Source organism: Mesorhizobium opportunistum WSM2075, from assembly GCF_000176035.2.
Classification (GTDB): Bacteria; Pseudomonadota; Alphaproteobacteria; order Rhizobiales; family Rhizobiaceae; genus Mesorhizobium; species Mesorhizobium opportunistum.
Map to the genome: position 1 here is coordinate 2,990,746 of NC_015675.1, position 14,976 is coordinate 3,005,721.

A 14,976-nucleotide genomic window follows, 5' to 3' on the forward strand; every position below is an offset into this window, starting at 1 on the left:
CCCGCCGCATGGTCATCATGGGCGTTGCGGGGTCGGGCAAGACAACGATCGGCGAGGCACTCGCCCGCGCGATCTCGGCGACCTATCTGGATGGTGACCAGCTGCATCCGGAGGCCAACATCGCCAAGATGAGCGCCGGCATTCCGCTTGCCGACAGCGACCGGTGGCCGTGGTTGGCAAAGGTCGGCGAAACCCTGAGGCCAGGCACAATGCCCGTCATCGTCGGCTGCTCGGCGTTGAAGCGCGCCTATCGCGATTTCATCACCGAACGGGCCGGCGCGCCGGTGCTGTTCATCTATCTCGACGGTTCGCGCGAACTGATTTCCCGTCGAATGCGGGAACGCACCGGCCACTTCATGCCGACCAGCTTGCTCGACAGCCAGTTCGCGACACTGGAGATACCAGGCAAGGACGAGAACGCGATCAGGGTGGCGATCGACGCGCCGCTCAAGGAGATTGTCGCGGAGATAACAACGAAATTCGAGGAGTGGCCGTCATGACCAACAAAGTCGCACTGATCGGCGCCGGTGCCATGGGCGGGGCGATCGGTGAGCGCCTGCTTGCCACCGGCAATCGCCTCGCCGTGTTCGATCTCGACAAGGTCAAGGTCCAGGCGCTGGTCGCCAGAGGCGCGACCCCCATGACAAGTGCGGCCGAGGCCGCTGGCGCGTCCGACTATGTCATCCTCAGCCTCAATTCGGCGGCGATCGTGCGCCGCGCGGTGTTCGGCGACGGCGGCGTGGCGACTGGAGCCAAGCCTGGCACGCTGATCATCGACATGTCGTCCATCGAGCCCGATGCGACGCGCCAGCTCGCCGCGGACGCATGCGAGAAGGGTTTTCGCTGGGTCGACAGCCCGCTCTCGGGCGGTGCGCCGAAGGCGCTGACCGGCGAGTTGACACTGATGGCCGGCGGCGAAGAGGATGACGTCGAGGATGCCCACAATGTGCTGCGCGATGTTGCGGCCAACTACACCCATATGGGTCCGGCGGGCGCCGGCCAGACGACCAAGCTGATCAACCAGGTGCTGTGCGCGCTGAACTTCATGGCGGTGGCGGAGGCGACGCGGCTGGCGCTGGATGCCGGCGTCGACGTGCTGAAGATCCCGCAGGCGCTGAGGGGCGGCCGCGCCGACAGCGCCATCCTGCAGGAATACCTGCCGCGCTTCGCCACCCGCGATTACCGCCGCACCGGCCGCATCGACAATATGGTGAAGGACCTCAATGCCGCGCAGGATCTGGCGCGGCGGACACACACGGCGATGCCGCTGACGGCCGTCTGCGCCGAGGTGCACAGGCTGCTGACAGCCGCCGGACTGGGCGGCGAGGATCAGGCCGCATTGATGGAATTTTTCCATCGCAAGGACGAGGACGGCAAATGATCACGCGCTACGCACTGTTTGAAGGCAAGGTGAAGGATGGCCAGACGGAGGCGTTCCGCCGGGACGTGATCGAGACTGTCCTGCCGAAATGGAAGGCCTTCCCCGGTGCGCTACACGTGCGCGTCAGCTTTGCCGAGAAGCGCGACGACGGCGCGCCGGAATTTCCAATGATCCTGGCCATCAATTACCCCGACATGGCGGCCGTCGACGCGGCCCTTGCCAGCCCCGTCCGCGCCGAATCCCGCGCCGCGACCGAGGCGGTGCTGGGCAGATATTTCGAGGGCCGCATCCACCACCACGTCACCATCGCCAACGAGTTTCCGCTAGCCGGAGATTAGCCCCCTATCATGGGGAATTTTCGACCCGGAAAACACCCGTATTGCTATCGAGGCGGCAGCGGCTGCGCGGATGTCACCGGTTGCTTTCTTCAGGCTGTGCGGGCGAAGCGATCGACCCTGAAATCGTCGAGCGGTGTTTCGCAACGGTCGGTCATGATGAGCTCGGCCATGGCATCGCCCACGCCCGGACCGAGCTGGAAGCCATGTCCGCTGAAGCCGAAGGCGTGGAACAGGCGTGGCGTCGTCGCCGAGCGTCCCATGATCGGCAGCATGTCTCTGACATAACCCTCGCAGCCGGACCACGTGCGGATGACCGCGACCCGCGCGATTCCCGGCAGCAACCGTGCGACGGCGCGCAACTGCGTCGGCAGGCGTATGGGATCCGCGTTTGCATGGCCAGGATCCAGGTTAACTGCCACCCTTTCGGCCGCTCCGCCGAAGACGATGTTGCCTCGCTCGACCTGACGCAGATAGGCGCCATGGTCCTTGTTGCGCGTCCAGATGCCGACCACCGGCAAGATACGATGCGGCAGCGGCTCGGTCACGCCCATCTGCGGGCCACGGGCGTCGAGCGGAACCGCTTCGCCGAACTGCGCGGCGATGCGCGCGCCCCAAGCACCAGCGGTGTTGAGCAGACACTCGGCGGCGAATGCACCTTTTGAACTGGCTACAAGGAAGCTGGAGCCTGTGTGCCGGATCGTCTCGACCTCAGTCGCCTCGGCGATTTCCGCGCCCAGTTTGCGGGCGGCCTCGGCGAATGCCGGTGCGATCAGCCTCGGATTGCCGCTGCCGTCCTGCGGCGAGAACGACGCCGCGATCGCCTCGGGACCGAGACCGGGAAAGCGGGCACGGATCTCGGGTGGGCCGAGCTCCTCGAGGTCCAGCCCCCAGGGCCGCGCCGCCTCGGCATAGGCCCGCATGTCGGCGAGGCTATCTTCATCGAAGATCAGCCGGATATGACCGGTAGCGCGGAATTCCACGTCGCGGCCAAGCATTTTTTCGGCCTCGCCCCACAGCCTGAGCGAGCGATGGGCCAGCGGAAGCTGGGACAGATCACGCCCCGTGCGCCGAATGTTGCCGAAGGAGGCAACCGTTGCTCCTGTGCCGATCCGATTGCGCTCGATCAAGGTAACGCGCGCGCCGCGCCGGGCCAGGAAATAGGCAGAAGCCGTTCCCATCAGTCCGCCGCCCAGCACGATCACATCCATGGCGCGGCCTCTTGCAAAACAGCACTCTATCCTTTGACTGATCTTGTCCGCGCCGTGGCATTGCGTCAAAGATGGGTTTGGACAGGACCCATAAGCTTTACCTATGGAGTGGCAATGCGGGCCCGGCAGCTCGAAGTGTTCATCGCCGTCATGCGCGCGGGCACCGTGACCGCCGCGGCGCGGATGCTGAACATCTCCCAGCCCGCTTTGAGCCAGATCCTGCTCCACACCGAAGACGAACTCGGCTTCACGCTGTTCGAGCGGGTTAAGGGCCGGCTGCGGCCGACCCCGGAGGCGCTCGAGATCTTCCCTGATGCCGAGAGGTTGTCGGCGGGGCTTGAAGGCTTGCGCCGCAAAACCACCGATCTGCGTCTGGGCCGGGCAGGGCTGGTGCGGGTCGCCGCCTCACCGCCGCCGGCCATGGCGATCTTGCCGCGCGCGTTCACCAAATTCCGGGCCCAGCATCCCAACATAATGTTGCGCGCTCATAGCGCGCCGATCGCCGCCATCGTCGACATGCTGCGAGCGGGCGACGCCAGCCTCGGCGTGGCCATGGACGACCGGCTCCCTCCGGATATTGAGGCGGAAGTGATCGGCAGCGTCGGTTTTGCTTGCCTGCTGCCGACCGGGCATGTGTTGGCCGGGAAAACCGAGCTGACACTCGCCGATCTCGCAGGCGAGGAATTGATATCGTATCGGGGCAACACCCGTCCTGCCGACGAACTGGCCCACGCTGCACGCGCGCAAGGTGTGACGCTTTCGCCGTCGCTCGAGATCGACGTATCCATCTCCGCGGTCGGTTTTGTCCAGGCCGGTCTGGGCATCGCCCTGGTCGACGCGCTGCTGCCTTGGCATCAGTTTGCCGGGCTTGCGGTCAGGCTGCTCGCAAATGGGCCGGAATTTCCGATTGCGCTGCTCACGTCTCGCACACGGGCACTTTCGCGGGCCGATGAGCTGATGCGCGACCAGATCCGCGCGGCCTGTGCCGCCGTGCTGGGTTAGCGTCGCTCGAAAGCATAAGCAAGGCTTATATCCTTGCTCATCATACGTCTTGGACCCTGGCCATCCTGTCGTGTCAGCTTTGGTTGGCAGACAGGAAGGGACGCATCATGGATGGTGCCATCGCGGCGGACGAGGCGCGGAACGAAGCCGACTGGAAGGTCGGCGTCGATATCGGCGGCACATTCATCGATTTCTGCGCGCTGGAAGCAAATTCTGGGCGCGTGGCCTCGCTGAAAGTTCTGACGACGCCAGAAGATCCGGGCGCCGAACTGATGACGGGCCTCACCCTTCTGGCCGAACGCGAAGGCTTTGATCCCAAACGCATGACGCGCTTCGTGCATGGGACAACGGTCGGCATCAACACCATCATCCAGCGCAAGGGCGCACCGCTGGCGCTGTTCACCAATGCCGGCTTCGAGGACGTCATCGAACTGGCGCGATTGCGAATGCCGGACATGTATTCGCTGTTTTGCTCGCGGCCGGACCCGCTGATCTCGCGCGACATGGTGTTCGGCATTCCGGCCCGCATGCGCGCCGACGGAAGTGAATCCCAGGCACCGGACATGGCGGTGGTGGCCAGCGCGGTGGCCGCGGCGAAAGCGGATGGGGCGCAGGGGATCATCGTCTCCTTCCTCCATTCCTGGCGCAACGCCGCGCAGGAGGCTGCCGTCAAGGCGACGATCGCGCGTCACGCTCCCGACCTCTTCGTCTTCTCTTCGGCCGAGGTGTGGCCGGTCATCCGCGAATACGAGCGCGGCTCGACCGCCATTCTCAATGGTTATGTCCATCCGCGCGTCTCGGGCTATTTGACGGCGCTGGAAGAGCGGCTGAAGGACCGCAGCGTGCCGGCCCGCCCGATGCTGACGAAGTCGAACGGCGGGCTGATGAACGCCGCCGAAGGCAAGCGCGCCTGCGTGAACATGCTTTTGTCGGGAACGGCCTCCGGCGTCATCGGTGCCTCATGGCTGGCGCGTCAGGCCGGCGAAGACCAGGTTCTTACCCTCGACATCGGCGGGACCTCGGCCGACTTCGCGCTCATCATCGGTGGCGAGGCGCAGTTCGGCACCGGCGAACTGATCGGCGAGTTTCCGCTCCATATCCCCTCGGTATCGGTGAGCTCGATCGGCGTTGGCGGCGGCTCGATCGCCAGCGTCGACGCGCAAGGGGTGCTGCGGGTTGGGCCTGAGTCGGCCGGTTCGACTCCGGGACCGGCATGCTACGGCCGCGGCGGCGAGCGGGCGACGGTGACCGACGCCATGGTGGTGTGCGGATGGCTCGGTCACAGCGAGATGGCCTATGGCCAGCTCCGCATCGATACCGGACTGGCGCATCGCGCGGTCGGCGAGCTTGCCGCCCGGCTCGGCCGCCCGATCGAGCAGACGGCGCAGGCGATCCTCGACATTGCCGTGTCGGAGATGTTCGTCGAGGTCGAGAAGCTTGCCTCGCGCGCCGGCGTCGACTTGCGCGATTTCACGCTGATGCCGTTCGGCGGCGGCGGCCCGATGCTCGGCGCCTTCCTTGCCCGCGAACTCGGGATGAAACGCGTCATGGCGCCCCGCCGGCCCGGCGTGGTGTCGGCGCTGGGCGGGCTGGTTGCTGATCTGCGCGGAGACTTCATTCGCACCATCTTCAGCCCGCTGTCGGACATGTCGCTTGCCGGAATTGGCGAGGCCTTCGAGGCTCTGGCGCGTGAGGGGCGCGACTGGCTTGCGGCGCAAGGTCATGACGGGGAGGCGGAGCTCAACCTCTCCTGCGACATGCGCTATGTCGGACAAAGTTATGAGATCGAGGTCGTCCTTCAGCCGCAATGGCTGACGGACGGGAATGCGGTCGCCATCGCACAGGGCTTCCACCTCACCCATGAACAGCTCTACGATTTCCACGACCCGGACGGCGAGATAGAACTTGTGAATGTCCGGCTGTCCGCCATAGGCGCGGGGCCGAAACTCTCCCTCCCGGAGGCCGAAGAAGTGGAAGTTGCGGCCATCCCGGCGCGCCGGCTCCCGGTCTATACGGGCCTGAACGTCGAGACCGTCGACCTCTACGAGCGGCAGGCCCTCGTAGCCGGCAGCAAATTCCACGGTCCTGCCGTGGTCGTGCAGGAAGACACCACTTTTGCCATTCCCGCGGGAGCGCAGGCAAGGGTCGACCGTCACCTCAACCTTTTGCTGACGTTCCCGGAGTAAAGCCATGTTTGACCGCACGAACCTTCAGGTTCTGGCCAACCACGCCCGCGCGGCCGCCGAGAACATGGCCCATACGCTGCACCGCACCGCGCACTCCGCCTTCGTCAAGGAGACGCAGGATTTTACAGTGATGCTGATGGACCGTTCAGGCGCGACCTTCGCCGTGCCGATGGAACTTGGGGCCACCTGGTATCCGGGGCTTTCATATCACCGCGCGATCGCGATGGTCGACGACTACCGGCCGGGGGACGTTGCGTTCACCAACGATCCCTATTCCGGCCACGTCGCCACGCACGCGCCCGACACGCATCTGTGGAAGCCGGTCTTCGTCGACGGCGAGATCGTCGCCTGGACCGGAGGGCATATCCACAACACCGACATGGGCGGCGCGGTGCCGGCTTCGCTCAGCAGGGCGCTGACCGAAATCCATCAGGAAGGTATCCGCTTTCCACCCATGAAGCTGGTGAACGAAGGCGTCTTCGATGAGACGATCCTGCGGATCATGAGCACCAATGTGCGCAAGCCCGACCTCAACATCGGCGACATCAAGGCGCTGGTCGGCGCGCTCAACACCGGCGAGCGCAAGATCCAGGCGATGGTGAAGAAGTTCGGCAAGGCCGGCTTCATCGAGGGCGTTTCCGCGCTTCTCGACCATGCGGAGGCGCAGGCGCGCGACGTGCTGCGCGCCATGCCGGACGGCACATGGCAGTTCGCCGATTATGCCGACGAGGATTCGGTCGAAGCCAATCCTTGCAGGCTGAAGCTGACGCTGACGATCAAAGGCGACGAGGCGGTGCTCGACTTCACCGGCTCCGATCCGCAGCTCGGCTCCTCGCTCAACGTGCCTTCAGGCGGCGACCCGCGACACACCATGCTGCTGGTGGGCGTCTATTACGTGCTTTACACGCTCAACCCGAAGATACTGCTCAATACGGGCCTCACCAGGCCGTTTACCTGCATCACGCCCGAAGGTTCGGTGCTCAATCCGGTCCATCCCGCTGCTGTGGGCATGCGCTCGCTCACCTGCGCCCGGCTGCGGTCGGTCATCTTCGGCGCCTTCTCGCAAGCGGTGCCGGAGCGCCTGCCCGCAGCACCTGCCGGCAACAACTGCATCGTCAATGTCATGACGACGGACGAGCGGACCAGCAAGACTGTCATCACGGCGGTGAATCCCGTAGTGGGCGGCGGCGGCGCGATGCCGCATCGCGACGGGACCAATGGATCGGGCGCGGATGCCGCCTATCTCAAGAACACGCCGATCGAGATCACCGAGACCGAGACCCCGGTCGAATTCGTGAAATACGGGCTCGCGAGGGACAGTGGCGGTGCAGGGCGCTGGCGCGGCGGCCTGGCGACCGAGATGGCTTTCCGTGTCTTCGCCCCCGACTCCAGGATCACGGCGCGCAACCGCGACCGCAGCTTCTTTCGTCCGTGGGGCGTGCTGGGCGGCAAGGCAGCCGGCCTATCGGACATGATCGTCAACCCAGGGACCGAGCACGAGCGGCGGCTGGGCAACATCGACACTGCGGTGCTGCAGCCTGGTGACGTGCTCGATATCCGCTCCGCCGGAGGCGGCGGGCGCGGCGATCCGCGTGAGCGCGAGCCCTGGCGCGTCGCGCAGGATGTGCGGCGTGGCTATGTCACGCGAACGGCTGCCGAGCGCGACTATGGGGTCGTCATCCGTGACGGCGAGGTCGACGTGCAGGCGACGGAAAGACTGCGTGCGCGGCAGGGACCAGCCGTCGGCCATTTTCATTTCGGTCCGGAGCGCGATGGCTACGAAGCGCAGTGGACGCCCGCGGCCTATGACCTGCTGACCGCCATACTGCGGGACTTGCCGATCCACTGGCGGTTTTTCGCCAAGACGGAGATATTCCGTCGCATGAAAGGGCGCTCGGGACAGGAAGGCGTCCAGGCTGCGTTCGATGCGGTCTGCGAACGGTTCCCCGAACTGCCCAGTCCTCGCACCGTGCGAGAGGCAGCGGAATGATCACCGCCGGCCGCATCGTCCGGCTGGCCGAGCGCGACCGCGCAGTGGTGCATTTCTTTCTCGACGGTGAGATGCGCGGCGCCCTTGCGGGTGACACCGTGCTGACCGCCATGCTTGCATCAGGACATGCATTGCGAAAATCCGAGTTCGGACCCGAGCCGCGTGCCGGCTTCTGCCTGATGGGAGCCTGCCAGGATTGCTGGGTATGGCAGGACGAGGGACCGCGCATGCGGGCGTGCTCGTCACTTGTCAGTCAAGGCATGCGGTTGCGCACGACGCCACCGGAGAGCTGGCCGTGAGCGAGACCTCGTCGCCGCGGATCGTGATCGTGGGCGCCGGTCCGGCCGGCATAAGGGCGGCCGCGACGCTGGTCGAGGCGGGACTTCATCCGGTGGTGATCGACGAAGGCAATCGCGCCGGCGGCCAGATCTATCGCCGGCCACCTGATGGGTTCGTCCGCACGCCCGAGCAGCTCTATGGGTCGGAGGCGGCGAAGGCGCGCGCGCTGCATGCGCTCTTCGATCGGTTGGTGGCAGACGGGCGGCTTACCCATTGCGCGGACAGCTCGGTCATAGCAGTGCATGAAGGTCGGCTGCAGATGCTGGGGGAGGGCGGCGTGCAGCTAGTCAGCTATGATCGTCTGATCCTTGCCACCGGCGCATCCGATCGTGTCGCTCCGGTCCCCGGCTGGCAGAGCGCCGGCGTCTACAGCCTTGGCGCGGCGCAGATCGCGCTGAAGGCGCAGGGCGTCGCGCTCGGGCGGCGCATCGTGCTCGTCGGATCGGGGCCTTTGCTGACGCTGGTCGGCACTCAGCTCATCAAGGCTGGAGCGGATGTGGCGGCGGTGCTCGACACCTCCCCCTGGCGCCAGCAGATGCGGGGGCTCTGGGACCTTGCCGCCCGGCCGTTGGTCGCGCTGCGCGGTCTGGCCCTGCGGGCGAGGCTCGGCGGCCGCTACCATGCGGGCGTGAAGCTCGAACGGATCGTCGCCGACGGAAAGGGGGTCTCAGCGATGTGCTGGCGCGACGCCGGCGGAAGGCAACACCTCACGTCATGCGACACGATAGGCATGGGCTGGCATTTGCGGGCGGAGACGCATCTCGCAGACTTGGCGGGATGCGCCTTCATTTATGACGAGCAGTGGCGGCAATGGCTGCCAAAGACCGACCGGATGGGCCGCGCCGGCGGCGGAGTCTATCTTGCGGGCGATGGAGTTCGTCTTCTGGGAGCAGATGGCGCGGAGATCGCGGGACGCCTTGCCGCGGCGGCGTGCCTTGCCGATCTCGGATTGCCGGCGCCTTCCCTCGGTGCCGATCTGCGCAAGCTCGCGCGGCTCGAACGCTTTGCCCGTGGCCTGGTTCGCGCCTTTCCCTGGCCGGCGGCGATGGCGCGGGCACTCCCGGACGACGCGGTCGTCTGCCGCTGTGAAAACGTGACCGCCGCGGCCGTGCGCCAGAGCTCCGATTTCGGCGGCAGCGAAGCCAACAGGGTCAAAGCGCTGTCGCGCGTCGGCATGGGACGATGCCAGGGGCGCTATTGTCAGTTGGCCGCCGTCGAACTCATCGCGGCGCAGACCGGCTGCACGCCTGGCGCTGTCGGCCGGTTTCGCGGGCAGGCGCCTGTCCGCCCGGCGCCTGTCGGTGCCTTTCTGCAGGACGGCTCATGGCGTCGCGGAGACCATGTCTAGATGTCGCAATGTATCGTGCCTTAGAAGTCGGCAACTTTCCCCCAGGCTGAAGCGTCGAAGCGCCTGGGATCGTAGGATTGCGGATCGACGATCGGTTTGGAACCAGTCATCAGATCGGCGACGAGATGCCCGGCGCCGGGTCCGATGCCGAAGCCATGCCCCGAGAACCCGGCAGCCAGGAAGAAACCCGGAACAGTGTTGATCTCGCCGATGGCAGGCACGCCGTCGGGCGTGCTGTCGATGTAGCCGGCCCAGCTTGCGCTGATCCTGGTCTGGCGCAGTGCCGGCAGCAGTTCGAGCGCCCGGGCGTGGGCCAGGCGGATGGTCGCCTGGTCCGGAACCGGATCGAGGATGCGCATCCGCTCCATCGGCGTCGGCTGATCGAGCCGCCAGTGTCGGAGCGTTTCGTGGCCCGAGCGCATGCCTTGCAGGCCGCCCGGCGCGAGGCTGCGCCACCGCTTCAGGAACATGGCCAGGAACTGGGAGGAGAAGCGCAACTGCTGCGGCGTCACGTCCACACGGCCGCGTCCACTTATGGCGAGCGTGTAACCGCCGTCGCCGCGACGCGTGACCGAGACCCCTGCCGTATGCAGCGCATCAGGCAGACCCTCGGCGCCTGGCGAGACGGAGAGGATGGAGGAGCGGATCGACGCCTGCGGAAAACGGAAACCGAACTGCCGGCAAAAGGAAGAGGCCCAGGCGCCGCCGGCCAGCACCGCCACCTTGGTGCGGATCGTTCCGCTTTCGGTGACCACACCACTCAGTCGTCCGCCTTCGGTCTCGATACCGCGCGCGGCGCAATTCTGGTGCACGGAGCCCCCGAGCTTGAGGATGGCCCGGGCAACCGCGGGCGCGGCCCGCGACGGATCCGCGGTGCCGTCGGTCGGCGAGAACACGCCGCCCTTCCAGGTCCGGCCCGTGGCGCGGCCCCGCTCGCTGGCCTCGGCGCTGTCGAGCATGTGCGTGGTGACGCCGGCCGTCCTGGCGAAGTCACGCCAACGCACCCAGCCAGCCAGTTCCGCATCGTCATTGCTGAGATAGAGCAAGCCGCACCGCCGAAAGCCGGTGTCTTCATCTGTCTCTGGGGCAAAGCGCTGCCACAGGTCGAGGCTGCGCGTCGCCATGGGCAACTCGCGCGCGTCACGGTTCTGCTGGCGGCACCACCCCCAGTTCCTTGAGGACTGCTCGGCGCCGACGCGTCCCTTTTCGACAAGCGCGACCTTCATGCCGCGCCTGGCCAGGTAATAGGCCGCGAAGATGCCGACGATGCCGCCGCCGATCACCACCGCGTCCGCGGTCCGTGGCAGTTCGCCGGATGTCTCGATTTGCTGCAGTGGTGCGCGCATGGTCTCTCTGCCTTGACGCGCCAATCTACCGTGTTGTGCAGGCAGCCGGTGCCGCAGTTGACGCTGAAGCAGAATTTTATTCCGGCAGCCTGGGCGAAATCGGGAGCCGCTGCGTTTCAAGCGCTGTCCGCTTGGATGGACAGGCCTACGGGCTGTGGTAGTGTCAATGCCAATGAGCAAGGCAGCATTTTGTGCTACGGCCTGCGTTCTGCGGAGACGACCGTGAAACTGGATCGGATCGATATCAAGATTCTGTACGAGTTGCAGAAGAACGGCCGCATCACGAATGTGGAACTGGCTGATCTGGTGCATCTGTCGCCAAGCCCATGCCTGATGCGGGTCAAGAAGCTCCAGTCGGAAGGCTACATCGAAGGCTATTCCGCGCAGGTCAATATCGGCAAGCTCGGCCAGACGCTGACCGTGTTCACCGAAATCACCTTGAAGAACCATCGCCAGGTGGACTTTGCCCGCTTTCTCGCCGTGGTGGAGAAGATCGACCAGGTCATCGAGTGCCACCTCGTGTCGGGCGGCTACGACTATTTGATGAAATTCGTGACCGCCGGCATAGCCGAGTACCAAACTATCATGGAGCGGTTGACCGACATGGATATCGGCATCGACAAGTATTTCAGCTTCGTGGTGCTGAAGTCGCCCATCATCAAGGCGCACATGCCGCTGCCCAGCCTGTTTCCGAGGTAGTCAGCGATGGCCTTGCGCGCGCTGCATTTGTCGCCTGCAGCCCGCTACAAGATGTCCGGCCCCAATATCGGGTGCAGTGCCTTCAATTCGATTTGCATCTCGGCGATCATCCAGGCGCAGATGTCGGACACGACAGGTCGTAGCGGCCTTGAGCGCGGGGCAATCAGCCGATGGATCCGGCCCGTCTTGATCTGCCTGTCCGAGGCCGGGACAAGGGTTCCCTGAAGCAATGCCCTTGAAACGTTGCTGAGCCAGCCGAGCGCCACGCCTTCCCCGTTCATCGCGGCTTGAAGCACGACGGCGTAGTCCGAGAATTCGAGCCACTTTGCCCTGCTGGTCTTGCGGTCCGCCACACTGCCCCAGGCGTCCAGCCATTGCTCCTTGGCGTCGGTCAGGTGAAGCAGGGCATGACCTTCCCCGGTTCCGGCATGGATCAGCCGACCGTGGGCCGACAAATAGGATGGGCTGCACACCGGAACGATGATCTCAGGCGAGAATGCCCAGTGGTGATAGTGGGGGTCGTCATCGGTCAGGATTCTCGTGGCCAGGTCGACATTCTCGGCGGGTCCTCGCAGAACGCCCGCGGTCAGTTCGAACCTCAGATCGACGTCGGGAAACCTCGTGTTGAAAGCCCCTAACCTGGGAACGAACCAATAGGTTGCCAGAGAACTCGAAAGGGAAAGGGTGACCACCGGCTTTGCAGCGCTGTTCTGCTTGATCCTGCGGATCACTTCCGCGATGCCGTCAAATCCCTCCCGCACGGCCGAATAGAGCACACGTCCGTCCGGGGTCGGGGTCAATCCCGTTGGGCCTCGTGTGAAAAGAGGCACACCAAAATCGGCCTCGAGTTGGGCAATGCTGCGGCTGATCGATGGTTGCGTGACGTTGAACTCGCGCGCCGCGGCCGTGAAGCTACCCGACCGGACGGCAGCTTCGAAGACAAGCAGTCCGCGCGCGGAGGGAACGAGTTTTGCAAAACCAGCCATGCGTCCAGCGTATAGGCACCCCAACGATTTTCAAGCTTTCTATGAGCTCGGAAATGGCGAACTATAACCCTGATGAATGGCCGGAGCAGAACATGAAGACAGCGGCATCCCAAGCGGGCAGCACATCCAGCGATCCTCTGCTTCAGCCGTTTCGGCTCAAGGGTCTGACGCTGCGCAACCGTGTCGTCAGCACCAGCCATGCCTCGATGCTGGACGATGGCGGCCTGCCGCTCGAGCGCTATCAGCGCTACCATGAGGAGAAAGCGCGCGGCGGCCTTGCGATGACCATGGTGGGCGGCTCGGCCATGACGTCGCCCGATTCGAGCTGGGGCGGCGGTCAGTTGGACCTTTCCACCGACCGCATCGTGCCTCATCTCCAATCGCTATCGCAGCGGGTGCATCGCCACGGCGCCGCCGTCATGTGCCAGGTCTCACACCTTGGCCGGCGTGCCACCGCCTATGCAGGAAACTGGTTGCCGCCGGTGGCGCCGTCACGCGTTCGCGAGACGAGAAACCGGAATTTTCCGAAGGAGATGGACGCCGCGGACGTCGACAGGATCATCAAGGATTACGCCAGTGCCGCAAGGCGCTGCCTGGACGGCGGTCTGGATGGCGTCGAAACCGTCACCGGCGGCCATCTGATCGGTCAATTCCTCTCGCTCAGAACCAACAGGCGCACGGATGGATTCGGCGGTTCGCTGGAAAACCGCGCGCGCTTCGGCCTGATGGTTCACGAGGCGATCCGCCGCGCGGTGGGCGACGATTTCGCCGTCGGCATCCGGTTCGTGATCGACGAGGCGGCCAAGGACGGATCCGATTTCGACGAATGCCTTGCTTTTGCCAGGCTCTTCGAACGGGAAGGTCATCTCGACTTCTTCAATTGCATTTTTGGCCGCATGGACACCGACCTGTCGCTGGCTGAGCAGAACATGCCCGGCATGTTTAGCCCGAGCGCTCCGTTTTTGCCGCTGGTCGGGCAGTTCAAACGGGAAACCAGACTGCCCGTGATCCATGCCGCAGCGATCCGGGATATAGCGACAGCGCGGCATGCCATCCGCGAAAACCTTGTCGACCTGGTCGGCATGACTCGGGCGCATATTGCCGACCCCGATATCGTCAACAAGATGATGCGCGGCGAAGAAGAACGCATTCGCCCGTGTGTCGGGGCGTCCTACTGCCTGTACAAGAAGGTGCAGTGCATTCACAACCCGGCCAGCGGCCATGAAACGATCATCAGCCATACCATCGTGCGGGCTGAAACGCCGAAACGGGTGGTCGTGGTCGGCGGTGGTCCGGGTGGGATGGAAGCGGCAAGGGTTGCTGCCGAGCGCGGCCACCGAGTGAGCCTGCTCGAAGCCGGAGCGCGCCTTGGCGGGCAGGTGCTCGTCGCGGCCTCGGCATCCGATCGCAAGGATCTCATCGGCATAGTCGACTGGCGCGTCGACGAACTCGCGCGCCTTGGCGTGGAAGTCCGTCTCAACACCTATGCGGACGCAGAAATCGTCCTTGCCGACCAACCGGATGCGGTCATCGTCGCCACCGGCGGCGTTCCCGATATGGAAAGGCTGGAGGGCGCCGAACATTGTGACAGCGTCTGGGACGTCCTGACCGGGGTCGTGCCGGCGAAAGACGATGTGCTCATCTACGACGAGACCGGACGCCAGGCCGCAGTTTCCTGCGGCCTGCATCTTGCCCGTCCGGGGCGCGTGATCAGCCTGGCCATAGCGGACGACACGTTGGCGATCGAGACGCCCTATCCGGACAGGGTGAGTTTTCGCAAACGCGCCGCGGAAAGCGGCATCCGCGTCGTCAGCGATGTGCGCCTGGTCAAGGCCGCGCGCCAAGGCAACGGCATCGCCGCCACGTTCCGGCACGAGCTCACCGGTGCGGAAACGGAAATGACCGCAGCCCAACTCATTGTCGAGCGCGGCACGGTGCCCATGGAGGATACCTATCAGGACTTGCGGGCGCGCTCAGCCAACAACGGCGTCACCGACATAGCCCTGATCACGGGCACGGAAACCAGGCGGGACAATGGTCCGCAAGCTGCCGGATCATTCGTCTTGCACCGCATTGGAGACGCGGTTGCCAGCCGGGACATCTACTCGTCGATCTATGAGGCCTACCGGCTCTGCTCGCAATTGTAGATGGGC

13 protein-coding genes are annotated in these 14,976 nt (G+C 65.0%); 10 read left to right on the forward strand and 3 right to left on the reverse strand.

Features of this window, described 5'->3' with window-relative positions; genetic code table 11:
* The first annotated feature begins 8 nt into the window (after window positions 1-8).
* The 3 genes from MESOP_RS14365 to MESOP_RS14375 are packed head-to-tail and all read left to right on the forward strand — an operon-like array spanning window position 9 to window position 1,719.
* On the forward strand, window positions 9-500 hold the full coding sequence (locus MESOP_RS14365; protein WP_041164127.1) for a gluconokinase: 492 nt from the start codon (window positions 9-11) through the stop codon (window positions 498-500).
* On the forward strand, window positions 497-1,381 hold the full coding sequence (locus MESOP_RS14370) for an NAD(P)-dependent oxidoreductase (RefSeq protein ID WP_013894037.1): 885 nt from the start codon (window positions 497-499) through the stop codon (window positions 1,379-1,381). The genes MESOP_RS14365 and MESOP_RS14370 overlap by 4 nt, the downstream gene beginning before the upstream one ends.
* Window positions 1,378-1,719, forward strand: a complete 342-nt coding sequence (locus tag MESOP_RS14375) for a hypothetical protein (RefSeq protein ID WP_013894038.1) — start codon at window positions 1,378-1,380, stop codon at window positions 1,717-1,719. The genes MESOP_RS14370 and MESOP_RS14375 overlap by 4 nt, the downstream gene beginning before the upstream one ends.
* Window positions 1,720-1,808: 89 nt before the next feature.
* On the opposite strand, the gene MESOP_RS14380 is transcribed toward MESOP_RS14375, so the two are convergent.
* On the reverse strand, window positions 1,809-2,927 hold the full coding sequence (locus tag MESOP_RS14380; protein ID WP_013894039.1) for an NAD(P)/FAD-dependent oxidoreductase: 1,119 nt from the start codon (window positions 2,925-2,927) through the stop codon (window positions 1,809-1,811).
* Between the two features lie 114 nt (window positions 2,928-3,041).
* Here MESOP_RS14380 and MESOP_RS14385 point away from each other — a divergent pair, with 114 nt between their 5' ends.
* The 5 genes from MESOP_RS14385 (at window position 3,042) to MESOP_RS14405 (ending at window position 9,792) form a co-directional block, all read left to right on the forward strand.
* Entirely contained in the window at window positions 3,042-3,929 is an 888-nt protein-coding gene (locus MESOP_RS14385) for a LysR family transcriptional regulator (protein ID WP_013894040.1), read from the forward strand.
* A 107-nt stretch (window positions 3,930-4,036) separates the two neighbouring features.
* Entirely contained in the window at window positions 4,037-6,115 is a 2,079-nt protein-coding gene (locus MESOP_RS14390; protein WP_013894041.1) for a hydantoinase/oxoprolinase family protein, read from the forward strand.
* Between the two features lie 4 nt (window positions 6,116-6,119).
* Complete coding sequence (locus MESOP_RS14395) at window positions 6,120-8,105, forward strand: hydantoinase B/oxoprolinase family protein (RefSeq protein WP_013894042.1); 1,986 nt, start codon at window positions 6,120-6,122, stop codon at window positions 8,103-8,105.
* Window positions 8,102-8,404 (forward strand): (2Fe-2S)-binding protein, encoded by a 303-nt coding sequence (locus MESOP_RS14400; RefSeq protein ID WP_013894043.1) that lies wholly within the window; start codon window positions 8,102-8,104, stop codon window positions 8,402-8,404. The genes MESOP_RS14395 and MESOP_RS14400 overlap by 4 nt, the downstream gene beginning before the upstream one ends.
* Window positions 8,401-9,792, forward strand: coding sequence for an FAD/NAD(P)-dependent oxidoreductase (locus tag MESOP_RS14405; protein WP_013894044.1), 1,392 nt, complete (start codon window positions 8,401-8,403; stop codon window positions 9,790-9,792). The genes MESOP_RS14400 and MESOP_RS14405 overlap by 4 nt, the downstream gene beginning before the upstream one ends.
* Before the next feature lie 20 nt (window positions 9,793-9,812).
* Here MESOP_RS14405 and MESOP_RS14410 read toward each other — a convergent pair whose 3' ends face one another.
* Window positions 9,813-11,138: an NAD(P)/FAD-dependent oxidoreductase gene (locus tag MESOP_RS14410; RefSeq protein ID WP_013894045.1), complete on the reverse strand. Its 1,326-nt coding sequence runs from the start codon at window positions 11,136-11,138 to the stop codon at window positions 9,813-9,815.
* Window positions 11,139-11,360: 222 nt separating this feature from the next.
* Between MESOP_RS14410 and MESOP_RS14415 the strand changes: the two genes are divergently transcribed.
* Complete coding sequence (locus MESOP_RS14415) at window positions 11,361-11,837, forward strand: Lrp/AsnC family transcriptional regulator (protein ID WP_031250456.1); 477 nt, start codon at window positions 11,361-11,363, stop codon at window positions 11,835-11,837.
* Between the two features lie 44 nt (window positions 11,838-11,881).
* On the opposite strand, the gene MESOP_RS14420 is transcribed toward MESOP_RS14415, so the two are convergent.
* Window positions 11,882-12,823 carry a LysR substrate-binding domain-containing protein gene (locus MESOP_RS14420; RefSeq protein WP_013894047.1) on the reverse strand — a complete coding sequence of 314 codons (942 nt, stop codon included), beginning with the start codon at window positions 12,821-12,823 and terminating at the stop codon, window positions 11,882-11,884.
* A 53-nt stretch (window positions 12,824-12,876) separates the two neighbouring features.
* On the opposite strand from MESOP_RS14420, the gene MESOP_RS14425 reads away from it, so the two are divergent.
* Window positions 12,877-14,970, forward strand: coding sequence for an NADH:flavin oxidoreductase (locus tag MESOP_RS14425; protein WP_245265096.1), 2,094 nt, complete (start codon window positions 12,877-12,879; stop codon window positions 14,968-14,970).
* Window positions 14,971-14,976: the final 6 nt, after the last annotated feature.